Below are 22,813 nucleotides of genomic sequence, written 5' to 3'. Positions count from 1 at the left end.
CATCTTTCGAGTTTCAATCCAGGTGGCAGCGATGCCGGCCTCGTGCCGGTGCGTTGCCACGATTTCTGAAAGATCATTGCCATGACAGCGTCCTTCCTTCGCACGGCCATCGTTCTCGGTTTGATTTCGGCGATCGGTCCCTTCGCAATCGACATGTATCTGCCTGCCTTGCCGTCGATCGGCAAAGACCTGGCAGCGGAGAACGGCGTGGTGCAGCTCAGCCTGCTCTCGTTCTTCATTTCCTTTGCGGTCTCGCAGCTCATCTATGGGCCTCTTTCCGATATCTGGGGCCGCAAGGCGCCTCTCTACCTCGGCATAGGCCTCTTCACCGTCGCCAGCATCGGCTGCGCGCTTGCAAGCGATATCGAAACGCTGATCGTCTTCCGCTTCCTGCAAGGGATCGGCGGCGCCGCCGGCATGGTCATTCCGCGTGCGGTCGTCCGTGACATGCACACGGGCGTGCAAGCCGCGCGGCTGATGTCGTTGCTGATGCTGGTCTTCAGCATTTCGCCGATCCTGGCGCCGCTCGCCGGCAGCGCCGTGATCCAGTTTTACGGCTGGCGCGGTGTCTTCTATGCCGTGATGATCGCCGCCTTCATCGGCCTGATCCTCCTGTCGACACAATTGCAGGAGACTCGCCCGAAAAAGGACCGAGCCGACAGCAGCGTGGCAAGTGCGCTTGCCGCCTACCGCCTGCTGCTTTCCGACCGCAACTTCCTGACGCTCACCTTCATCGGCGGGCTCGGGATCTCCGGTTTCCTCGTCTATCTCGCCAACTCGCCCTTCGTGCTGATCGACCACTACGGGTTGACGCCAACGCAATACAGCATCGCCTTCTCGATGAACGCTGTATCGTTCTTCGCGGTGTCACAGGCGACCGGCTGGCTCGGCGAGCGCTTCGGCCTGGTGCGGGTGATGCGCCTTGCCGTCGGCGCCTTTGCGCTCACCATGGTCACGATGTTCGTCGTCATGAGCCTCGGCTTCAACCAACTGCCTGTCATGGCTGCCTTCCTGTTCGTCGGCTATGGCGTGCTCGGCCTGGTGATCCCGACCTCGGCGGTGCTGGCGCTGGAAGACCACGGCGAGATCGCCGGAACGGCCTCGGCGCTGATGGGCACGCTGCACTTCGTCACCGCCGCCCTAGCGATGGTCATTGCCAGCCTCTTCTTCGATGGAACTGCGCTGCCGATGGCCGGCGCCATCGCCGCCTGCGCGCTCGCCGCCTTCCTGCTGACGCAGGCAACGATCGGCCGCAGCCGCGTGGTTGCGGCGGAATAACCGCACTTCGTTGATATGCAGAGCCACCCGAAGACAGCATGTCCTCGGGTGGCTCTTCGTGTGTCAGCCGGTGTCCCTGGACGCGCGCTCAGAAATCCCAGTCCTCGTCTTCGGTCGCCACCGCCTTGCCGATGACATAGGAGGAGCCGGAGCCTGAGAAGAAGTCGTGGTTCTCGTCGGCATTCGGCGACAGCGCCGAGAGAATGGCGGGGTTCACCTTGCAGGCCTCGGCCGGGAACAATGCCTCGTAGCCGAGGTTCATCAGCGCCTTGTTGGCGTTGTAGTGCAGGAACTTCTTCACATCCTCGGTAAGGCCGACGCCGTCATAAAGCGCCTCGGTGTACTTCGCCTCGTTGTCGTAGAGTTCAAGAAGCAGGCCGAAGGCGAAGTCCTTGATCTCCTGCCGGCGTTCGTCGCTCAGCCGCTCCAGGCCGCGCTGGAACTTGTAGCCGATGTAATAGCCGTGCACGGCTTCGTCGCGGATGATCAGCCGGATCATGTCGGCGGTATTGGTAAGCTTGGCCCGGCTCGACCAGTACATCGGCAGATAGAAGCCGGAATAGAACAGGAAGCTTTCGAGGAAGACGCTCGCGGCCTTCTTTTTCAGTGGATCGCCCGAGGCGTACTCTGCCATGATCAGCGCCGACTTCCTCTGCAAAAACTCGTTCTCCTCCGACCAGCGATAGGCATCGTCGACATCGGGGGTAAGGCAGAGCGTGGAAAAGATCGAGGAGTAGGAGCGGGCGTGCACCGCCTCCATGAAGGAGATGTTGGAAAGCACTGCTTCTTCGTGCGGGGTGACGGCATCCTCCATCAACCGGACTGCGCCAATGCCGTTCTGGATCGTATCGAGCAGCGTGAGGCCGGTGAAGACGCGGATGGTGAGTTTCTGCTCCTCCGGCTTCAGCGTCGCCCAGGAGGGGATGTCATTGGAGAGCGGCACCTTCTCCGGCAGCCAGAAATTGCCGGTGAGTCGGGTCCAGACTTCCAGGTCCTTGTCGTCCTCGATGCGGTTCCAGTTGATCGCGCGGATGCGGCTTGCGGGTTTGGTGTGCATGTTCATGTCGTTGTCCTCTGGAGTGTGTTGTTGCCCCTCATCCGCGCGGTAAAGGGCACTTTTCCGGAAATGCGGTCTACAGCGTGCAGGAGACGCAGCCCTGGACCTGTGTGCCTTCGAGCGCCATCTGCCGAAGGCGGACGTAGTAGATGGTCTTGATGCCCTTCTTCCACGCGTGGATCTGGGCGCGGTTGATGTCGCGCGTCGTTGCTGTGTCACGGAAGAAGAGGGTCAGCGACAGGCCCTGGTCGACGTGCTGGGTCGCCGCTGCATAGGTTTCAATGATCTTCTCGGGCCCGATCTCGTAGGCGTCCTGGTAGTATTCCAGGTTGTCGTTGGTCATGAAGGCAGCCGGATAATAGACGCGGCCGATCTTGCCTTCCTTGCGGATCTCGATCTTCGAGACGATCGGGTGGATCGAGGAGGTCGAATGGTTGATGTAGGAGATCGAGCCGGTTGGCGGCACGGCCTGAAGGTTCTGGTTGTAGAGACCGCTCTCCATCACCGCCCGTTTCAGCTCGAACCAATCTTCCCGCGTCGGGATCGGGATGCCGGCTCCGTCGAAGAGGCCTTTCACCTTTTCTGTCGCCGGCAGCCATTCAGCCTCGGTGTATTTGTCGAAATATTCGCCCGACGCATATTTCGAGTTCTCGAACCCTTTGAAGCTCTGGCCTTTCTCGACCGCCAACCGGTTCGAGGCTTTGATGGCGTGATAGGTCACCGTGTAGAAATAGATATTGGTGAAATCGATGCCTTCCTCGGAGCCGTAGAAGATGTGCTCGCGGGCGAGATAGCCGTGCAGGTTCATCTGGCCGAGGCCGATCGCGTGGCTGTCGTCGTTGCCCTTCTCAATCGAGGGCACCGAGGAGATGTGGCTCATTTCGGAGACGGCGGTCAAGGCGCGGATCGAGGTTTCGATCGTGTGGCCGAAGTTTGGTGAGTCCATCGCCGCGGCAATGTTCAGTGAGCCGAGGTTGCAGGAAATGTCCTTGCCCATGCGGGCGTAGGAGAGGTCCTCGTTGAATTCGCTGGCCTCGCTCACCTGCAGGATTTCCGAGCAGAGATTACTCATGGTGATGCGGCCGGCGATCGGGTTTGCCCGGTTCACCGTGTCCTCGAACATGATGTAGGGATAACCACTTTCGAACTGGATCTCGGCGATGACCTGGAAGAACTCGCGCGCCTTGACCTTCTTCTTGCGGATGCGCGCATCCTCGACCATCTCGCGATACTTCTCCGTTACCGAAATCTCGGTCAGCGGCATGCCGTAGACGCGCTCAACATCATAGGGCGAGAACAGATACATGTCCTCGTTGTTGCGAGCGAGCTCAAAGGTGATGTCCGGGATCACGACGCCGAGGGATAGCGTCTTGATGCGGATCTTCTCGTCGGCATTCTCGCGTTTGGTATCGAGGAAACGCATGATGTCGGGGTGGTGGGCATGCAGATAGACGGCGCCTGCGCCTTGGCGGGCGCCAAGCTGATTGGCGTAGGAGAAGGAGTCTTCGAGCAGCTTCATGATCGGGATGATGCCGGACGACTGGTTCTCGATCTGCTTGATCGGTGCGCCCATCTCTCTGATATTGGTGAGCGACAGCGCCACGCCGCCGCCGCGCTTGGAAAGCTGCAGCGCCGAATTGATCGCGCGCCCGATACTCTCCATGTTGTCCTCGATCCGCAGCAGGAAGCAGGAGACGAGCTCGCCGCGGCTCTTCTTGCCGGCATTGAGGAAAGTCGGTGTCGCTGGCTGGAAACGGCCGGAAATGATCTCGTCGACGAGATCGCGGGCAAGCTGCTCGTTGCCGCGCGCCAGCGTCATCGCCACCATGCAGACGCGATCCTCGTAGCGCTCCAGGTAGCGCTTTCCGTCGAAGGTTTTCAGCGTATAGGAGGTGTAATATTTGAACGCGCCGAGGAAGGTCGGAAAACGGAACTTCTTGGCGTAGGCGTGGTCATAGAGGTCGCGCACGAAGTTGAAGGAGTACTGGTCCAGCACCTCCTGTTCGTAATAGCCCTCGGTCACCAGATAATCGAGCTTTTCCCTGAGGTTATGGAAGAAGACCGTGTTCTGGTTGACGTGCTGGAGGAAGTACTGTTTCGCCGCCAGCCGGTCCTTGTCGAGCTGGATCCGGCCCTCTTGGTCATAGAGGTTAAGCATCGCGTTCAGTGCGTGATAGTCCAGCGCCGCTTCCGTCGCCTTCAGGGGGTGTTCGCGTGTTGTGACGTCCAAAATCGTTCCATCCCGTTTTTGACATTAGCGACGTCTTCGTCCGTTCCGATTAGCTCGAAACGATAAAGATAAGGCACGCAGCACTTGGCCGAGATGACGTCGCCGGCGACCCCGTAGGTCGCGCCGAAATTGCTGTTGCCCGCGGCAATTACGCCGCGGATGTGAGAGCGGTTGCCCGCGTCGTTCAAGAAGCGGATTACCTGTTTCGGCACGGCACCCCGGCCGTCGTCGCCGCAATAGGTGGGCACGACCAGCACATAGGGTTCGGTGACGGTAAGTGTATCCTTACCTTCCGCGAGTGGTATGCGCTTCGCGCGAAGGCCGAGTTTTTCGACGAAGCGACGGGTGTTTTCCGAGCGGCTGGAAAAATAGACGATAAGCCCCACCGCCTGTCTCCTCTAAGCAAGCGTGCTGATCTTGTCGGGGCGGAAACCCGCCCAGTGTTCGGGGCCGGCGACGACGACGGGGAGCTGCATGTAGCCGAGGCCCTTGACCGTCTCGAGCGCGTCCTGGTCAACGGAGATATCGATGACCTCGTAGCTGACGCCCTGGCGATCGAGCGCCCGATAGGTCGCGGTGCATTGGACACAGGCGGGCTTGCTGTAGACGGTGACGTTCATTTCTTCCTCGTTTGGTCGGCTGGATAGGGGCAAGAGAAGGCGCGTGGACACGCGACCGCGATCCGGCGAAATGCAGGGCTGTCATGGCTGTGGCTTGCTCGGATATGGAGCCCGGGCACGCCTCTTCTTCAGCTGCGCGGGAAACCGCGCCTCTTGACTGGCGAGTGATAGGATTTCGATGACGCAGACATGACTTCACCCCGAAGCTTTCGACAGGCTGCCGGGGAGACGTCGAGACGATCAGGCAGGCTCATCCTGCCGTACTCAACCCCTCCGGACACCCCGCCCGTGGACGTTTGTTGCTCGAGGCAGGTCTCCTGGCTCACGGGTCGACGCTTCCATCCCGACCTTCCCGAGGCCTCATGCCTCAGTGGTCCAATTCCGGACAGTTGCTCGCCGTCTACAGTTGCGGGGGCAGCTACGGCATAGCCGGGCGGAAAGCCGCCGGCGCACCGTATTCCCGTCTTAGCTCCCAATCCTTGCGAATCGGAAGAACCTCGAACACTAGATATAGTATCTGATCGCAAATTTGCGTCAATAGGTGCGCGATGTCAAAGACCCGGTGCGGAGGGTCGTTTCTTTCTCGGTATGGATAACGGGAAGTAAACGGCAGACTGCAGCGGAACCTACTGGGGGAGGCTTGTTGGCTTCAATCTGGCGCGCTCCGCCAATGTGCGTCGTGGCGCCGCCGCGGCGATTGCGAGGTTTCTGGCCGAAGGTCTCTGCGGTGTGGTCCGCTCGATCGCGGGATGCTGCACCAGAAGATCCGGACAGGTTCTGTCTCGGCAATCCATCAGTCGCAAAGCGAGATGCTGACGTCCCTGTTTTCGCCGGGCTGCGCGCGCGGCGAGATCGTCACGGCTGGCAGCGTGTTGGTGCGGTCCCTCTTTGGTGAGGGTTTCGGCGCGAATGACGTGTCTTCCTTCGACCAGTGCCATGGATCGGCAACGTCGCCGACGCGCGCGCGGATGGTCTCGTGATCCCGCGTCAGGCCGATATCCCGGAGCTGGAATTCGCTGAACGTATCGATGGCGATGGTCGAGTTGAGGGCGCTCCCGGCCTGCTTCAGGACATGAAGGATCGTTGATCGCACTGCGCTAAGCATTGCTATCCTCTTTGTTTTCGCTGTTGTGTTCGCCAAAAAAGTGAGGAATTTTGCTGCTTCGCGCAAAGCGATTTCTCGCATGCTGGCATAAAGAATGCTTATCTCAGCGCCATGAGCAAGATACCTCCCATGAGTGCGGTGCGCGCCTTCGAAGCCGCCGCCAGGCACCTGAGTTTCACCCGCGCGGCCAAGGAACTCGGGATGACTCAGGCTGCCGTCAGCTACCAGATCCGGCTGCTGGAGGAGCGCATCGGCACGCCGCTCTTCGTGCGGCTTGCGCGCGAGGTGCGGTTGACGGCCGCCGGGCGGCAGTTGGCGCCGAAGGTGACGGAGGCGATCGATCTGCTGGGCGCGGCCTTCTCCGAGATTGCCGACAAGACCGAACATCACCTGCACATTTCCGTGCTTCCAACCGTCGTTTCGAGCTGGCTCGGCCCCAGGCTCGCCTCGTTCCAGACCGCCCAGCCGAACATCAGCATAAGGGTGCACATGTCGACCGATCTGGTCGACTTCAAGCGCGACGCCATCGATCTTTCAGTGCGCAGTGGCAACGGCGACTGGCCGGGCAACGACGTGTTCCCGCTGTTCCCGATCGATTACATGCCGGTCTGCACCCCGTCATTCCTGGAAAAGCACCAGCTGAAGCATCCGTCGGATGTTCTGCGGGTGCGCCGATTCGGCAACGCCAGCTGGTGGCGGCGGTGGATGATCGAGACCGGCGTAGAGCCGCCGGAAAGCAACGGCACGGAGCTGATCTTCGACGTCCAGGCGATGGATGTCGCGACCACCCTGGCGGAACATGGCATCGCCATTGCCGTATCGACCTTCCTGATGGAAGAACTGAAGAGCGGCAGGCTCATTCGGCCGTTCGAACATGTGGTCAGGGACGGTCGCGCCTATTGGCTGGTCTATCCGCAAGGCAGCCGGCGGCAGAAGAAGATCCAGGCCTTTCGCGACTGGATCATTGCCGAGGCGGACGCGTCGAACGCGCTGCTCGCGATTGCGATGGATGATGCGAGGTCGGTATCTCCTCAGGCCGTGGTCGGCGCAAGTGCGCTCATGAAGCCTGAATAGGTCTTGCTGAGCGGTGATGCATACGAACCGCGCTTGCTGGTCATAAGTCCTTGCGACACCAACGCCTCCGCCTGCTTGACGGCGGCGGAGACTCCATCGATTACCGGAACGCCGTAATCGGCTTGCAGGTCCCGGGCAAGGTCTGCCATGCCGGCGCAGCCGAGCACGATCGCCTCGGCGCCGTCCTGAGTAAGTGCCAGTTCGATCTCGCGTCGCAGCTTGGCAAGGGCGTTAGACGCCTTGTCTTCCAGTTCGAGCACCGGAATATCGGCGGCGCGCACCTTGGCCCTGCTGCCCATGCCGTAGTGCCGGACGAGATTCTCGATCAGGACGCGGGAACGTTCGAGCGTCGTGACCACGGTGAAGCGTTGCGCCAACATGGCAGCGGTCGCCACGGCGGACTCGCAGAGCCCGACCACTGGAATGCGGGCAAGCGCGCGGGCGGCTTCAAGGCCTGTGTCGTCGAAGCAGGCAATGACCGCAGCATCGGCGCCGGCCCTTTCCCCGTCGCGAATTTCTGTAAGCAGGCCCGGAAGTGCGACCGCGCCGTCATAATGCCCCTCGATCGAGGCCGGTCCGGACTTCGATGTGCGGGCGAGAATTTCCGTGGCGGGGCCGGCGACGGCCCGCGCCGCCGCGGCGGCCTTGGCCGTCATCGACGAGGTGGTATTGGGATTGACGATCAGGATGCGCATCTGGCCTAGCTCAGCTCTGCCTGGCGGCGCCGCAAGACCACAATGACCGCAAGCGCAACGAGGATGATGGTGAAGGAGAAAAGCGTGGTGACCGTGCCGAGTGCATAGAGCACCGGCGTCGTCACATTTGTGGTCATGCCATAGATCTCGAGCGGCAGGGTGTTGTAGCTGCCGGAGGTCATCAGCGTGCGAGCGAACTCGTCATAGGAAAGTGTAAAGCCGAAGAGACCGACACCGATGAGGCTCGGGGCGATCATCGGCAGGAGCACGTGGCGAAAGGTCTGCCACGAGGTCGCTCCAAGATCGCGCGCCGCCTCCTCATAAGACGGTGAGAACCGGTTGAAGACGGCAAACATGATGACCACGCCGAAAGGCAGGGTCCAGGTGAGGTGGGCGCCGAAGCCGGAGGAATACCAGGCGGGCTTCAGGCCGAACTGCTGGAAGACGACACCGATACCGAGCGAGATGATGATCGACGGCACGACGAGGCTTGCGACGGTCAGATAAAAGAGCACGCTGGCGCCGCGGAAGCGCCGGCGGAAGGCAAGGCCGGCGAGCAGCGCGACCACGACGTTGACCGCCATCACCATCAGGCCGAGCGTGAAGGAACGGCGGAACGAGGCGCCGAAATCGCCGACCGCCTGTTTTTCGAAGAGATTGTAGAACCAGTGCAATGAAACGCCGTTCAACGGAAAGGTCAGACCGCCGTCCGGTCCCTGGAATGACAGGATCAGCACTGCCGAAAGCGGTCCGTAGAGGAACAACACGAACAGGGTAAAGAAGGTTGCAAGCAGGTAGAATTCCTTGCCGCGTCTTTCGTTGCTCATGTCAAAGCTCCTTACGAATGTCGACGACGCGCAGGATCGCGGCGACCATCGATAGCACCACGATCAACAGCACCACCGCATTGGCGGCGGCTGCCGGATATTGCAGCAGCGACATCTGGTTCTTCATCATCAGCGCCACGGACGCGCTCTGGCCGCCGGACATGACCTGCACGGTCGAGAAATCCGCCATGACGAGCGTGACGACGAAGATCGAGCCGATCGCGATGCCCGGCTTGGCGAGCGGTAGGATGACGTTCCAGAGGATCTGTCCGCCGGTAGCGCCGCAATCGCGTGCCGCCTCGATCAGCGAGCGGTCGATGCGCACCAGCGTGTTGAAGATCGGCGTTACCATGAACAGCGTGTTGAGATGAACCATGGCCAGGAGGACGGCGAAATCGGAATAGAGCAGCCATTCGATCGGCTGCGGGATCAGCCCGAGTTCGATCAGCGTCGAATTGACGAGGCCATTGCGGCCGAGCACCGGGATCCAGGAGATCATGCGGATGATGTTGGAGGTCAGGAACGGTACGGTGCAGACGAGGAACAGCACCATTTGCATGGTGGTGGTGCGGACATGGAAGGCGAGGAAATAGGCAACCCAGAAGCCGATTGAGAGTGTCAGCGCCCAGACGAGGACGGTGAACTTCAGGGTGTTGAGATAGATCTTCCATGTGACCCAGGAGCCGAGCGTATCGGCGTAGTTCATCGTCAGGAAATCCGGATAAAGTCCCGCGAAGTCATAATCCCAGAAGCTGACGACGACGATGGTGAGAATCGGCAGTACGAAGAAGAAGCCGAGGATCAAGAGGAGGGGCGTGGCCTGAAGGTGAGAGGCCAGCGCACGTGGAACGACCCAGCGGCGGATTGGCTTGTCCGCACTGATTTCCCCTGACTGCGAAGTCGCAAGTGTTGCCATCTTCGTTCCCCTCTGGATTTCCTCGGATGGGGGCTATCCCTCATCCGCTTGCCGCCACATTCTCCCCGCGCGCGGGGAGAATGGATGCCGTTTTGCGCTTACCCCATGTGGCATGTCCCCTCTCCCCGCATGTGGGGGAGAGGGCTAGGGTGAGGGGCAAAACCTTAGCCGGAACGGTCGTTCCAGCCCCGACGGAAGCCCATTACGCAGCGATGAACTCATTCCAGCGCTTGATCATGTAGCGATCCTCGTCCATCACCGAGTTCCAGCAGGCGACCTTGCCCATGCGTTCCTCGAACGAGCCGCCATCGCGCACGGCACCGGCCTTCTCCATCACCTTGCCTTCCGGCGACAGGATGTCGCCCTTGGCGGGCTTGCCTTCCACCCAGAAGCCCCACTCGTCCTCGGACATGAAGCCTTTGGCGGTTTCCATGGCGGCGGAATAGTAGCCCTGGCGGTTGAGATAGGCGCCAACCCAGCCGGACAGGTACCAGTTGATGTATTCATAGGCCGCGTCGAGCTGGGCGCCCTGAAGATGGGCGGCAAGGCCGAGGCCGCCGCCCCAGGCGCGGTAGCCTTCCTTGAGCGGCTGGTACTTGCAGGCGATACCCTTGGAACGGACGGCGGCGACCGCCGGCGACCACATGGACTGGATGACGACTTCGCCCGAAGCCATCAGGTTGACGCTTTCGTCGAAGGATTTCCAGAAAGCGCGGAACTGGCCGTCCTGCTTGGCCTTGATCAGGAAGTCGATCGTCTTGTCGATCTCGTCCGTGGTCATGTTGCCCTTGTCGGCATATTTGATGTTGCCCATGGCCTCCATGATCATCGCTGCATCCATGATGCCGATAGAGGGGATGTTCAGGATCGCCGTCTTGCCCTTGAAGGCGGGGTCCATGATGTCGGCCCAGGTCGAGATCTCGCGGCCGACGAGATCAGGGCGAATGCCGAGCGTGTCGGCATTGTAGATCGTCGGGATCAGCGTCATCCAGTCGGTTGGCGACTTGGCAAAGGTCTTGGAATCCTGCGCCTCGACGAAGCCGACGGTATGCGGCGCCGTGCCTTGCGCGACCACGCTTTCGGGCTTCAGCTTGCCGTCGATGAACAGTGGCACGATCTTGTCGAAGTACTTGATCTTCTTGACGTCCATCGGCTGCATTACGCCTGCCGGGAAGACCTTCTTGGCGATCCAGTATTCGATGTCGGCGATGTCGTAGGAGTCTGGCTGGGTCACCGCCCGCTGGGCAGCGGCGTCGGAATCCGTCGCCGTCATCTCCAGCGTGATGCCGAGGTCTTGCTTGCACTTCTCGGCAATGGCGTTGATGTTGGAAACGCCGGTGCCGAACTGGCGCAGCGTGATCGGGTTCTGGGCCCAGATCGTCGGGAAGCCGGTGATGGCGCCCGACCCGGCGATCGCGCCGACGGCGGCAGCGCCGGTCTTTAGCAGTGACCGGCGTGTCAGGCTGGCACCAGGCTTTTCGGTCTTGTTTTCAGTCGTCATGCGCAGTTCCCCTTTTGTGATGGTTGGTAGCTCATGCGGAAAGGCGGCCGAGGGGGACGACGTCCTCCAGGGTCCAGCTCAGGGATACCGCGTCGCCGACCGACACGGGTTTCCTGAAATAGTCGCTGTCGCTGACGATCAGCGTGAAGTCGTCGCTGCCGGCGCCGATGGCAGTCAGCTTCACCGACGCGCCGCGATATTCGATGTTGGAGACCACGGCCTGGAAGCCTAGGCCCTTCTCACTCGGCGGATCGAGCCGCACGCGATCGGTGCGGATGCCAATGTCGATCGGCCGGCCGACCTCCTGGGCGATGTCGCGCACCGCAAAGACCAGACCCTCCGCCGTCTCCATTTCGACGATGCTGTCGGTGATCGCCCGGACCTTTCCCGAGAGCACGTTGTGGTCGCCCATGAAGCGTGCAACGAAGGCGGTTGCCGGCCGCTCGAACACCATGCGCGGTGCCGCTGCCTGCTCGATCCGGCCATTGTTCATCACCACGATCAGATCGGCGAGCGCCATCGCCTCTTCCTGGCTGTGGGTGACGTGCACGAAGGTGATGCCAAGCGTCTTCTGCAGTTTTTTCAGCTCTGCCCGCATGCGGATTTTCAGGAACGGGTCGAGCGCCGACAGCGGCTCGTCGAGAAGCAGCGCCTCCGGCTCGGTGATGAGTGCACGGGCAAGCGCCACGCGCTGCTGCTGGCCACCGGAAAGCTGGGCCGGACGCCTGGAACCATAGGCCTCCATCTGCATCAGCTTCAACATGTCGAGCGCCTTGGCGCGACGGGCGTCGCGGTCGACCCCCTTCATCTTGAGGCTGAAGGCAACATTGTCGACGAGGTCGAGATGGGGGAACAGCGCGTAGGACTGGAACATCATCGCCGTATTGCGCTTGGCCGGCGGAAAATCGGTGACGACGACATTGCCGAGCCTGAGGTCGCCCGACGAGATACTCTCATGCCCCGCGATCATGCGCAGCGTCGAGGTCTTGCCGCAGCCCGATGGGCCAAGAAAGCAACAATAGCTGCCGGCGGGGATTTTCAGGCTGATCGAATGTACGGCTGTCGTCGAGCCGTAAATCTTGGAAACGGACACGATATCGATCTCTGCGGCTTTCGACATGACGCTTTCTCCTTGCAACAGAGGAGAAGCATCAATCGTGCCAGTTTCGATCGGCGCGTCTAAGGCTGTGTTTTCATGGGGTATTGCCCTTTCCCGTCATCGCCGGTGAAAATCCCTGTTTTGAAGCGACTGCTCATGAATTGAGCTTTTCGTCGCCAATATGCGCAAATTATTGTATACAATAGTATGAATTTTTGGGCACGGGCGCCGCAAAGCCTGCGGGGAAGGGCTTCGGCGGATTTCGCGACCGCCTGTTTTTCCGAAACGTGAAGCTTTCATGGAAAAACTGAAAATCAACTGAGGACGACTGTTACCAAACTGACATGGCAGCTCCCTAAAGACTGCGGCCAACCGCAGCCGGAGGGGGAGATCAAAGCTCTCCGACGCGCACGCCTTGAAGCCATCGTCGGAGGCCATTTCCATGAAGATCGTCCAGATCAGCGACACCCATCTCAGCCCGGTGAAGAGCCATTTCAACGACAATTGGGAGCCGCTTCGCGCCTGGATCGAGGCGACGGCGCCCGATCTCGTCATCCATACCGGCGACGTGACGATCGACGGCGCCGATCACGAGGACGACATCACCTTTTCGCTCGAGCTGATCGGCCAGCTCTCGATGCCGGTGCTGATCGTGCCCGGCAATCATGACGTCGGTCACCTGCCGGGTTCGCATCAGCCGGTGGATGCGCAGCGGCTTGCCCGCTGGCGCGGGCTCGCCGGGCCGGATTATTGGGTCTCCGATTACGAAGGCTGGCGGCTGATCGGGCTTAACAGCTTGCTGCTCGGCTTCGAGGACGAGGAAGAGGAAAAGCAGTTCGCCTGGTTCGAGGAACAGTTGCAGAGCCGCGACGGACGCAGGGTGGCGATCTTCGCCCACAAGCCGCTTTTCGTCGACGCGCCGCAGGAAGGCGACACCGGCTATTGGAGCGTTCGTCCCCGCCAGCGCCAGCGTCTTTATGACCTGATCGCAGGTTCCGACGTGGCGCTGCATGCGAGCGGGCATCTGCACTGGGCGTGGACGGGTGAACATGCCGGAGCGGCGCTCGTCTGGGCGCCGCCGACCTCTTTCATCATCGATACTTTGGAACGGCCGATGCCGGGCGAGCGGCTGGTCGGCGCCGTCGTCCACACGTTCACCGATGCCAGCGTTTCCAGCGAAATCGTTGCGGTTCCGGGGCTGACGAGCCACGTGCTCGATCCGATCGTTGAGGAGGTCTATCCGCAAGCGGTGAAGACGAAGCCTCACGTGGAGGCGGCGCAATGAGCGTTCTTTCGCTTCGCGGCATCACCAAGTCCTATGGCGGCAATGCCATATTGAAGGGCGTCGGCCTGGAGGCGGAAGCGGGCGAGTTCATCGCCCTCGTCGGCCCGTCCGGTTGCGGCAAGAGTACGCTTTTGCGCATCGTCGCCGGCCTCGACCATGGCGACACCGGCGAGATCGTCATCGGCGGCCGGGACGTTGCCCGCATGGCGGCGGCCGATCGCAACATTGCGATGGTCTTTCAGTCCTACGCCCTCTATCCGCATCTGACAGCCGGCCAGAACATCGCCGTACCGCTCGCCATGCGACGCCTGACGGCAATGCAGCGCCTGCCTGGAATCGGCAATTTCCTGCCGGGACAAAGGCAAATCCGCACCGACATCCAGCGCCAGGTCCAGGAAATGGCCTTGGCGCTGAAGATCGACCATCTGCTCGATCGCAAGCCCGGCCAGATGTCCGGCGGCCAGCGCCAGCGCGTGGCACTCGCCCGCGCCATGGTGCGCCGTCCGGCCGTCTTCCTCATGGACGAACCACTTTCCAATCTCGATGCCAACCTGCGTGTGCATGCCCGCGGCGAGATCGTCGACTTGCATCGGCGCGCCGGCGTGCCGACGCTCTATGTCACCCACGACCAGTCGGAAGCCCTGTCGATGGCCGACCGGGTCGCGGTGATGATCGGCGGCAACTTGCTGCAACTGGCGACCCCCAAGGAGATCTACGACAATCCCTCGCATATCGAGGTCGCCCGTTTCCTCGGTCAGCCGAAGATCAACGTGCTGGAAACCCGCACCGATGCCGCTGGTCTCGTGCGCTTCGGCGACCTGGTGCTGCTGGCGAACCGGGGACAGGTGTCGGATGCATCGGTGAAGCTCGCTATCCGTCCGGAATTCGTTCGCTTCCATCCGGCAACTGCCCGTCGGTTGAGCGCACGGGTCGAGCGCATGGAGTTTCTCGGCTCGGAAGTCATCGTCCACGCCCGCCTCGATGCGATCGGCGAGGTGATGGCGTCGAAGGCGACACCTGCCGAAGCTGCAGCTTGGACCGTCGGCCAGCCGGTTGACGTCGAGATCATGCCCGAGCGGACGATGCTCTTCGATCAGCAAGGTGTCCGGCTGCTGGCCGAACCGGTCGCTTCCGCTGCCGCGCTGGAGAAGATTGATGGTTAGCGCTTCGACATTGGAGACGGGGATCGCGGCGCCCGAGGTACGCGAAGCCCGCATCGCCTGGCTGCTCGCCTTGCCTGCGATCGTGCTGCTCTTCCTCTTCATTCTGCTGCCGACGGCGGCGGTGATCGTGCTCGGCTTCACCGATTTCGAACTCGGCTACAGCAACTGGCGCTTCGTCGGCTTCGAGAACTATGTCGAACTCTTCAGTGATCGCACCTTCCGCCGCTCGCTCTGGAACACCGCAGTCTATACGGCGATCGTCACGCCGGTTTCGATCGTGCTGGCGCTGGTAATCGCCATGCTGATCGAGGCCGAGACCAAGGGCAGGGCCTTGTTCCGCACGGTCTATTTCCTGCCGGTCGCCTCGCTGCTGGTCGCCATGGCGACCGTCTGGCAGTTCCTCTTCCATCCGACCATCGGCCCGATCAACACCTTCCTTGCGCTCTTCGGCATCGCCGGTCCCAACTGGCTCGGCGCCTCCGGCACGGTCCTCTACGGCCTGTCGATCATCGGCACCTGGCAGTCGGTCGGCTTCAATATGGTGCTGTTTCTCGCCGGCCTCACCGCAATCCCGCGCGAGCTCTATGCCGCCGCAGAAGTGGACGGCGCCAAGACCTGGTTCGATCGCTTCCGGCTGGTGACCTGGCCGATGCTCGGGCCGACGACGCTATTCGTGACCACCATCAGCATCATCAATTCGGTGAAGGTGTTCGAGACCGTGAAGACGCTAACCGAAGGCGGTCCGAACAAGGCGTCGGAAGTGCTGCTCTTCACCATCTACCAGGAAGGCTTCGTCTATCTGCGCGTCGGTTATGCCTCGGCGATGACCGTCGTCTTTCTCGCAATCCTCGTCGTCCTGATGTTCCTGCAGTACCGCGTGCTCGACCGGAAGGTGCATTACGCATGATCAGCACCGCTTTCTCCGTCGCCCGCATCGCCCGCCTGACGGTCCTGTCGCTTGGCGCTTTGCTCTTCCTTGCGCCCTACATCTTCATGGTCTCGACCGCCGGCAAGCCACAGAGCGAGATCTTCTCCTCCGCGCTCTCGCTCATCCCGCAGCAATGGTCCTATGTCGAGAACTTCACGAAGGCGCTGTCGCGCGTCTCGATGACGACCCTGCTTTTCAACGGCGTCATCGTCTGCGCGCTGATCTTCGTCATCCAGATCGTCGTCGCCATCCCCTGCGCCTATGCCATGGCGAAGCTGAAGTTCCGCGCTGCGCGGACGATGATGGTGCTGGTCATGCTCGGACTGCTCGTGCCGATCCATGCGACCGCGCTGCCGATCTATGTCGCCTTCGACAGGCTCTCGGTGCTGAACAGCTACACCGCGCTGGTGGCACCCTTCTCGATCTCGGTCTTCGCGATCTTCCTGTTCCTGCAGTTCTTCCGCGCCATGCCCGACGACCTGATCCATGCAGCCCGGCTCGACGGCATGTCGGAAGCGGGCATCGTCGCGCGCGTCATCGTGCCGAATGCCTGGCCGGCGGTCACCGCCTTCGCGATCTTCTCGGTGGTCGCCCACTGGAACGATCTCTTTTGGCCACTGATCGTCGTCACCAACCAGGATTACGCTACCCCGCCGCTCGGCCTGCTCTATTTCCGCGCCGCCGAAGCCGGCGACGACTACGGCGCGCTGATGGCCGCCACTCTCATCATCACCCTTCCCCTCGTGACTGCTTTCCTGCTGGCGCAGAAACGCTTCGTCGAGGGCATCACCATGACCGGACTCAAAGGCTGAACGGTCCAACCAGGAGCGCATCCATGAAACATCTGAGACAGCTTTTCACCGCGGCTGCCGCATCGCTGATGCTCGCCGCACCGGCCCATGCAGAGACCGTGCTGACGGTCCATTATCCGATGCCAGGCTTCTTCAAGGACGTGATGGACACGATCTCGAAGAAGTTCATGGAAGAAAACCCAGACATCAAGATCACCTTCGCCAATCCTTCGGCGACCTATGAGGAAGGCATCCAGACGATCATGCGGCAGGCCGGTACGGCTGAGATGCCCGATCTCACCTTCATCGGTCTCAACCGCCTGCGCATGGTCAACGAGCGCGACATTCCCGTCGATCTCGGCCCGTTCATCGCCAAGGACGGCAACATGGCCGAGCAGGGCTTTTCCGAAAACATCCTGAAACTCGCCCAGGTCGGCGGCAAGCAGGTGGGCCTCGCCTTCGCCACATCCAACCCGATCATGTATTACAACGCCGATCTGGTGCGCAAAGCTGGCGGAGATCCGGAAAACCCGCCGAAGACCTGGGACGAGGTCATCGCGCTCGGCGGCAAGATCAAGGCGCTCGGCGACGGCAACGAGGGTATCGACTTCCGTTGGCAGGGCGACGACTGGATGTTCTCGGCACTGCTCTTCGGTGCCGGCGGCGAGATGCTGAGCGCGGACGAAAGCAAGGTTGCCTTCAACGGTCCGGAGGGTGAGAAGGCCGCCGAAGTGCTCGACCGCATGGTGAAGGAAGGCGGTCTGCCGGTTCTGACCAAGCAGGCCGGCGAGCAGGCCTTCGTTGCCGGCAAGGTCGGCTTTGCCTTCCAGACCACCGGGGCGCTGCGCAACACGATCAAGAATGTCGGCGGCAAGTTCGATCTGCGCACCGCCCATATTCCGCTTATCGATCCGGCAAAGGGCAAGCTGCCGACCGGCGGCAATGCCGTCGTCATTCTGACGCGAGATGCCGAGAAGCAGGAAGCCGCCTGGAAGTTCGCGAAGTTCGCCGCCGGCCCCTATGGCGCCGCGGTTGTCGTTCCGGGCACCGGCTATGTGCCGAACAACGAACTTGCTGCCAAGTCGCCTGAGTATCTCGCCAACTTCTACAAGGAAAACCCGCTGTTCCGCGCCGGCCTCGAGCAGATGCCGCTGATGCGCCCCTGGTATGCCTTCCCCGGCAGCAACGGCGTAAAGGTCACCCAGACGATCGTCGAGAACCTGTCGCGCATCGTCGAGCAGTCGGTGGCGCCGAAGGAAGCACTGGACGAGGCTGCGGCCGAAGTCGAAAGCTTGCTGCCGCGCAGCTAAATTCGATTGGCACGATGATTGTCGCCGCCCCGGAGGAAACTCTGCGGGCGGCGTTCTCATGTCGATCAGCCGAGGCGTTGAACCGTCCCGCCGGCATGGAGCCGGCACTCAAGCGTGAGATGACGGCAGTCGGAGGCATTTTCGGCCATGTCGAGCAGCAACGCCGCAGCGGCCAGTCCCATGGCGCCGTCGGGCATGGCGACCGTGGTGAGCGTCGGGCTCATCAGTCGTCCAAGCGCAATGCCGTCGAAGCCCGCGACAGAGACGTCATCGGGAACGGAAAGGCGCTCGCGCCGGAGCGCCGCAATCACGCCCAGGGCCAGGAGATCGTTGGAGGCGATGATCGCGGTCGGGCGGTGGTGCGTCAGGACCGTCCCGAGGTCGAGGTTCTCGTAGCCATCGACGAAAGGGATCTCGACCGCCTCGATTGGTGGAACGCCTGCCTCCCGCATGGCGGCAGCATAGCCATCGTAGCGCAGGCGTGCCCGGTCGGACGAGCGGAAGTGGCCTGAGACGACGAGGATGCGTCGATGGCCGTGGTCCAGAATGTGACGGGTGAGCTCGAAACCGGCCCGGTAATTGTCGACGGTGACGGCAGCGGCGAAGCGGGCGACCGGCAGGTTGTTGAGAAGTACCGTCGGCGGCAGCGCCGCCGAAAGCGCCTCGCTGTTGCGGGCATCGCAAAGCGTCAGGATCAGGCCGGTTGGACGCTGCTCAAGCAGCGAGCGTACTGCGCGTGCCTCGAGCGCCGGGTCGTAGTTGGATTGCGCGATCAGCACTCCGTGGTTTGCCGTCTGCATGCGATGCTGGATGCCGCCGAGCGAGGCGGCAAAGACAGGATTGGTGACGCTCGGCACCAGGACGCCGACGACAGGCTGGTTTCGCGCCGCGGTGCGTCCGGCCTGCACCGGCCGATAGCCGAGTTCGGCTGCCGCGCGGCGCACGCGCCGCACCATCTCGTCGCTGACCGGGCCTTCGCCGTTCAGCACGCGCGAAACGGTGGCCAGCGAGCAGCCGGCGTGGAAAGCGATCTGTTGCAGGGTTGCCATCGGCGTTGTCTAGCTGCGCTCCATGACAGCAGATTGAAGTCTTCCGAAAGCGATCCGAGGCATGGTATATGAATTATTATTCATGCAGTGAATTTTATTGACAGGCGCTGAATCCACGGGTTTAATCGCCATTGTCGGAAGTCGAGGAGGAGTTCCGGCGAACTCATCATTCAGTGGCCGCAAGCAGGCGGCCCATCGGTTTTTGGGAGGGGCTTCGGCCTCGAGGAGGACGCGTGCGCAAATTTTTCAGCACGACCGCTCTAGCGGTCATTGCAACGTCATATTGGGCCGGTCCGGCGAGCGCCGAAACGGCCAACCCGTTTCGCTGCCAGCCCGGCGAAAAATACGTCATGAACGTCATGGTATCGGGCGTCGAATACTGGTTCCCGGTCTATGAGATGTTCAAGCAGGCCGGGCAGCAGTTCGGCTGTGAGACCGAATATACCGGCACGCCGGAATACGACGTCAACAAGCAGATCGCTACCTTCGACCAGGCGCTTGCCCAGAACCCGGCCGGCATCCTGGTGCATCCGATGAACTCGGATCCGTTCATCGAGCCGATCAACCGGGCGATCGATCAGGGCACGGCGGTCGTTACATTCGCTGCGGATTCGCCGCTGTCGAAGCGCGTCTCCTTCATCACCTCGGACAATACCCGCGAAGGCATCTATGCGGCCGATGCGATCGCCGAGAAGATGGGCGGCAAAGGCGAATATGCGGTTCTGGAAAACCCTGGCCAGGACAACCACGACAAGCGCATCGCCGCCTTTGTCGGCCGCATGGCCGAGAAGTGGCCGGAGATGAAGCTTGTCGGTCGCGCCGCCTCGAACCAGGATCCGAACAAGGCCTATCAGGGTCTGATGAGCATCATCCAGGCCAATCCGAACCTCGGCGCCGTGTTCATGCCGGAAGCCAACTCCGCCATCGGTGCGGCCCAGGCCAGCAAGGAAAGCGGCGGCAAGGTGCTCGTCATGTGCGCCGACGTCAACGCCAACATCCTCGACATGATCAAGGCTGGCGAAGTCTTCGGTTCGATCAACCCGAACCAGGGTATGCAGGGATATATGGGTTTCATGCTGCTCTGGCTCGCCAAGCATCCGGATCTGATCGATCCGATGAACGACGCCAAGCGCTCGGGCTTCAATCCGATGAGCATCCCCTTCGTCGACAATGGCCTTTCCATCGTCACTGCTGACAATGCCGACGACTTCTACTGGGACAAATACCTGAAGCGTCGTGGCACCAAGGGCATTGACGAGTAGGGATATGAATTGGCTGCCCGGCCTGTTCCGGGCAGCCAAGAAAGCGGAGTGGAGGACGGCATGGCAGCACAACCGGTTCTGGAGGTCCGGCGCGTCACCAAGCATTTCGGTGCGGTGAAGGCGTTGACGGAAGTGGATTTCCTGTTGGAGCGAGGAGAGATCCACGCACTCTGCGGCGAAAACGGCGCCGGCAAATCCACGTTGATGAACATCATCGCCGGCGTGCTGCAGCCGAACGACGGCGAGGTGCTGGTCGATGGAGCGCCTGTGAAGATCACCTCACCGGCAACCGCCCAGGCGCTCGGCATTGGCCTCGTCCACCAGGAAATCGCGCTGTGCCCCGATGCGACGGTGGCAGAAAACATGTTCATGGCCGCCACCAACCGCCGACGCTCGCCGCTGATGAACTATGGCGCGCTGGAACGCGAGGCTCAGGTCGTGATGAACCGGCTTGCACCGATCGACGTCCGGCGCAAGGTCGCCGATCTTGCCATCTCCAGCCAGCAGTTGGTCGAGATCGCCAAGGCACTGACGCTCGATTGCCGTGTGCTGATCCTCGACGAGCCGACCGCGGCGCTGACGGAGGCGGAAGCGCAGGCGCTCTTCGGCATCATCCGCGACCTCAAGGCGGCGGGCATTTCCATTATCTATATCAGCCACCGCATGGCAGAGATTTTTTCGCTCTGCGATCGGGTCACCGTGTTCCGCGACGGCCGGCATGTCGTTACCGAGAAGATTGCCGACGTGACGCCTGACGATATCGTGCGCCGCATGGTCGGCCGCGAGATCAGCCAGCTCTATCCGCCGAAACAGGCGCCGGAAACACGCTCGGATGAGACCATCCTTTCGGTTCGGGAGCTCAGCGACGGTGACCGCATCGACACTGTCTCCTTCGCTCTTCGCCGCGGCGAAATCCTTGGGCTTGGCGGCCTGATCGGTTCGGGCCGCACGGAGATCGCCGAGGCGATCTGCGGTCTCAGGGCCAAGTCGAAGGGTGAGATCGCTCTGCGCGGAACGCCGCAGCGCATCGGCAATTACCGCGATGCCGTCGATGCCGGCATCGTCTACCTCTCGGAGGACCGGAAAGGTTCCGGCGTGTTCGTCGATCTCTCGATCGCGCAGAATATTTCCGTTCTGGATCTGAAGACGCTGACCGGGCGGCTCGGATTGCTGAATACCAGGGCGGAGGCCGACCTTGCCCGCGACTTCGTGCGGCGTCTCGGCGTTCGCATGGGTGGCATCGAGATGCCGGTGTCATCGCTGTCAGGCGGCAATCAGCAGAAGGTGGCGATCGCCAAGCAGCTTGCGGTGCGGCCTCAGGTCATTCTGATGGACGAGCCGACGCGCGGCATCGATGTCGGCGCGAAGTCGGAAATCCACCGGCTGCTGCGCGAGCTCGCCGAAGACGGCATCGGCATCATCGTGATCTCGTCGGAACTGCCGGAACTGCTCGGGCTCTGTGACCGGGTACTGGTCGTGCGCGAAGGCGCGATCGCCGGTGAGCTCGATGAGACGGACATGAGCGAGGAGGCGGTGATCCGCCTGGCGTCCGGAGTGACGCAGACGGATCACACCGCGATGGGCAGGACGGCAAATGTCGCCTGAAAGAAGGGAAAGGGCCGGGGAGGCGGAAATGGCTGTTGACACGATGATTGTAAGTGAGAGGCAGGCGCCTGCCTGGAAACGCATAGGCGCGATGCGCGAGGCCGGGCTGATCGCCATCATCCTGGCGCTCGGCATCGTCATGAGCTTCGCCTCGCCGCATTTTCTCACCTTCGGCAACCTGCGCGCCATGCTGATGAGCTTTTCGGTCGAAGGCATCGTCGTCGTCGGCATGACAATTCTCCTGATCGTCGGGGGCATCGATCTCGCCGTCGGCTCGGTCGTCTGCTTCGCCATGGTGCTGGCAGGCTCGCTGTTCCTTGCTGGCGTCGATCCCTGGACGGCCTCGCTGATCGGCATTCTCGCCAGCAGCCTGATCGGCATGATCATGGGCTTCTTCGTCACCGTCGTGGGGCTTAACCACTTCATCACGTCGCTCGCCGGCATGGTGATCGTGCGTGGTCTCTGCCTCGTCATCACCAAGGGCACGCCGCTGTCGCTCTTCACGCTGCCGGCCTCCTTCAAGGCCGTGGGGCAGGGCACCTTCCACGGCATCCCCTATGTCATCCTGATTTTCGTCACCGTCGTCGTGCTCTTCGACTTCCTGCTGCGCCGGGCGACCGCCTTTCGCAAGGTGTTCTATACCGGCAGCAACGAGAAGGCGGCGTTGTACTCGGGCATCAAGACGAAGCAGGTGAAGTTCTGGGTGACGGTTCTATGCTCGACGCTGGCGGGTGTCGCGGGCGTGATCTACATGTCGCGCTTCGGTGCTGCGACGCCGACCTTCGGCGTCGGCATGGAGCTCAACATCATCGCCGCCGCGGTCATTGGCGGCGCCTCGCTCAACGGCGGCTCGGGCACCATCCTCGGCGCCATTCTCGGGATTGCGTTGCTTTCGGTCGTCACCAGCTCGTTGATCCTGCTCGACGTCTCCGTCTATTGGCAAGACATGATCAAAGGCTGCATCCTGCTGGCCGCCGTTTCCATCGACCACGTGCTTCACAAGCGGAAGGCCGCCTGA

At 61.7% G+C, this 22,813-nt stretch carries 21 protein-coding genes and 1 riboswitch; of the genes, 10 read left to right on the top strand and 11 right to left on the bottom strand.

Annotation, left to right across the window (positions count from 1 at the left end; genetic code table 11):
• Window positions 1-81: 81 nt before the first annotated feature.
• A complete protein-coding gene (locus ACQ5BM_RS18150; protein WP_429813996.1) occupies window positions 82-1,278 on the top strand; it encodes a multidrug effflux MFS transporter in 1,197 nt (398 codons plus the stop codon).
• An 88-nt stretch (window positions 1,279-1,366) separates the two neighbouring features.
• On the opposite strand, the gene nrdF is transcribed toward ACQ5BM_RS18150, so the two are convergent.
• From nrdF to ACQ5BM_RS18125, 5 genes are all read right to left on the bottom strand, one after another.
• Window positions 1,367-2,341 (bottom strand): class 1b ribonucleoside-diphosphate reductase subunit beta, encoded by a 975-nt coding sequence (nrdF, locus tag ACQ5BM_RS18145; protein WP_429813993.1) that lies wholly within the window; start codon window positions 2,339-2,341, stop codon window positions 1,367-1,369.
• Between the two features lie 70 nt (window positions 2,342-2,411).
• Entirely contained in the window at window positions 2,412-4,565 is a 2,154-nt protein-coding gene (nrdE, locus tag ACQ5BM_RS18140; protein ID WP_429813990.1) for a class 1b ribonucleoside-diphosphate reductase subunit alpha, read from the bottom strand.
• A complete protein-coding gene (nrdI, locus tag ACQ5BM_RS18135; RefSeq protein WP_429813987.1) occupies window positions 4,535-4,951 on the bottom strand; it encodes a class Ib ribonucleoside-diphosphate reductase assembly flavoprotein NrdI in 417 nt (138 codons plus the stop codon). The genes nrdE and nrdI overlap by 31 nt, the downstream gene beginning before the upstream one ends.
• 12 nt (window positions 4,952-4,963) lie before the next feature.
• Window positions 4,964-5,185 (bottom strand): glutaredoxin-like protein NrdH, encoded by a 222-nt coding sequence (nrdH, locus tag ACQ5BM_RS18130; RefSeq protein ID WP_429813984.1) that lies wholly within the window; start codon window positions 5,183-5,185, stop codon window positions 4,964-4,966.
• 290 nt (window positions 5,186-5,475) lie between these two features.
• Window positions 5,476-5,700: riboswitch (cobalamin riboswitch) on the bottom strand.
• Between the two features lie 278 nt (window positions 5,701-5,978).
• Window positions 5,979-6,290, bottom strand: a complete 312-nt coding sequence (locus ACQ5BM_RS18125; protein WP_429813981.1) for a hypothetical protein — start codon at window positions 6,288-6,290, stop codon at window positions 5,979-5,981.
• A 129-nt stretch (window positions 6,291-6,419) separates the two neighbouring features.
• On the opposite strand from ACQ5BM_RS18125, the gene ACQ5BM_RS18120 reads away from it, so the two are divergent.
• Window positions 6,420-7,364 (top strand): LysR substrate-binding domain-containing protein, encoded by a 945-nt coding sequence (locus tag ACQ5BM_RS18120; protein WP_429813978.1) that lies wholly within the window; start codon window positions 6,420-6,422, stop codon window positions 7,362-7,364.
• On the opposite strand, the gene ACQ5BM_RS18115 is transcribed toward ACQ5BM_RS18120, so the two are convergent.
• The 5 genes from ACQ5BM_RS18115 to ACQ5BM_RS18095 form a co-directional block, all read right to left on the bottom strand.
• Window positions 7,322-8,059 carry an aspartate/glutamate racemase family protein gene (locus ACQ5BM_RS18115; protein ID WP_429813975.1) on the bottom strand — a complete coding sequence of 246 codons (738 nt, stop codon included), beginning with the start codon at window positions 8,057-8,059 and terminating at the stop codon, window positions 7,322-7,324. The genes ACQ5BM_RS18120 and ACQ5BM_RS18115 overlap by 43 nt on opposite strands.
• A 5-nt stretch (window positions 8,060-8,064) precedes the next feature.
• A complete protein-coding gene (locus ACQ5BM_RS18110) occupies window positions 8,065-8,886 on the bottom strand; it encodes an ABC transporter permease (RefSeq protein ID WP_429813972.1) in 822 nt (273 codons plus the stop codon).
• Window position 8,887: 1 nt separating this feature from the next.
• On the bottom strand, window positions 8,888-9,802 hold the full coding sequence (locus ACQ5BM_RS18105) for an ABC transporter permease (protein WP_429813969.1): 915 nt from the start codon (window positions 9,800-9,802) through the stop codon (window positions 8,888-8,890).
• A 202-nt stretch (window positions 9,803-10,004) separates the two neighbouring features.
• Entirely contained in the window at window positions 10,005-11,303 is a 1,299-nt protein-coding gene (locus ACQ5BM_RS18100; protein WP_429813966.1) for an ABC transporter substrate-binding protein, read from the bottom strand.
• Between the two features lie 31 nt (window positions 11,304-11,334).
• Window positions 11,335-12,423: an ABC transporter ATP-binding protein gene (locus ACQ5BM_RS18095; protein WP_429813964.1), complete on the bottom strand. Its 1,089-nt coding sequence runs from the start codon at window positions 12,421-12,423 to the stop codon at window positions 11,335-11,337.
• Window positions 12,424-12,844: 421 nt separating this feature from the next.
• Here ACQ5BM_RS18095 and ACQ5BM_RS18090 point away from each other — a divergent pair, with 421 nt between their 5' ends.
• Genes ACQ5BM_RS18090 through ACQ5BM_RS18070 form a run of 5 tightly spaced genes read left to right on the top strand, consistent with a single transcriptional unit; the run spans window position 12,845 to window position 17,879 of the window.
• Entirely contained in the window at window positions 12,845-13,687 is an 843-nt protein-coding gene (locus tag ACQ5BM_RS18090; protein ID WP_429813961.1) for a metallophosphoesterase family protein, read from the top strand.
• The gene (locus ACQ5BM_RS18085) at window positions 13,684-14,850 is read left to right on the top strand and encodes an ABC transporter ATP-binding protein (protein WP_429813958.1); all 1,167 of its coding nucleotides are present in this window, start codon (window positions 13,684-13,686) and stop codon (window positions 14,848-14,850) included. Before ACQ5BM_RS18090 ends, ACQ5BM_RS18085 begins: the two co-directional genes overlap by 4 nt.
• Window positions 14,843-15,757, top strand: coding sequence for a carbohydrate ABC transporter permease (locus ACQ5BM_RS18080; RefSeq protein WP_429813955.1), 915 nt, complete (start codon window positions 14,843-14,845; stop codon window positions 15,755-15,757). Before ACQ5BM_RS18085 ends, ACQ5BM_RS18080 begins: the two co-directional genes overlap by 8 nt.
• Complete coding sequence (locus ACQ5BM_RS18075) at window positions 15,754-16,590, top strand: carbohydrate ABC transporter permease (protein ID WP_429813952.1); 837 nt, start codon at window positions 15,754-15,756, stop codon at window positions 16,588-16,590. The genes ACQ5BM_RS18080 and ACQ5BM_RS18075 overlap by 4 nt, the downstream gene beginning before the upstream one ends.
• A gap of 23 nt (window positions 16,591-16,613) precedes the next feature.
• On the top strand, window positions 16,614-17,879 hold the full coding sequence (locus ACQ5BM_RS18070) for an ABC transporter substrate-binding protein (protein WP_429813948.1): 1,266 nt from the start codon (window positions 16,614-16,616) through the stop codon (window positions 17,877-17,879).
• A 65-nt stretch (window positions 17,880-17,944) separates the two neighbouring features.
• On the opposite strand, the gene ACQ5BM_RS18065 is transcribed toward ACQ5BM_RS18070, so the two are convergent.
• Window positions 17,945-18,928, bottom strand: coding sequence for a LacI family DNA-binding transcriptional regulator (locus ACQ5BM_RS18065; RefSeq protein ID WP_429813945.1), 984 nt, complete (start codon window positions 18,926-18,928; stop codon window positions 17,945-17,947).
• Between the two features lie 233 nt (window positions 18,929-19,161).
• On the opposite strand from ACQ5BM_RS18065, the gene ACQ5BM_RS18060 reads away from it, so the two are divergent.
• The 3 genes from ACQ5BM_RS18060 to ACQ5BM_RS18050 are packed head-to-tail and all read left to right on the top strand — an operon-like array spanning window position 19,162 to window position 22,813.
• Entirely contained in the window at window positions 19,162-20,190 is a 1,029-nt protein-coding gene (locus ACQ5BM_RS18060; protein WP_429813942.1) for a substrate-binding domain-containing protein, read from the top strand.
• A gap of 60 nt (window positions 20,191-20,250) precedes the next feature.
• The gene (locus ACQ5BM_RS18055) at window positions 20,251-21,795 is read left to right on the top strand and encodes a sugar ABC transporter ATP-binding protein (RefSeq protein ID WP_429813939.1); all 1,545 of its coding nucleotides are present in this window, start codon (window positions 20,251-20,253) and stop codon (window positions 21,793-21,795) included.
• A gap of 28 nt (window positions 21,796-21,823) precedes the next feature.
• A complete protein-coding gene (locus tag ACQ5BM_RS18050) occupies window positions 21,824-22,813 on the top strand; it encodes an ABC transporter permease (protein WP_429813936.1) in 990 nt (329 codons plus the stop codon).

Source organism: Ensifer sp. B1-9 (assembly GCF_050474445.1).
In the GTDB taxonomy this organism is placed as follows: Bacteria; Pseudomonadota; Alphaproteobacteria; order Rhizobiales; family Rhizobiaceae; genus Ensifer.
This window is presented reverse-complemented; position numbering and strand designations above follow the sequence as displayed.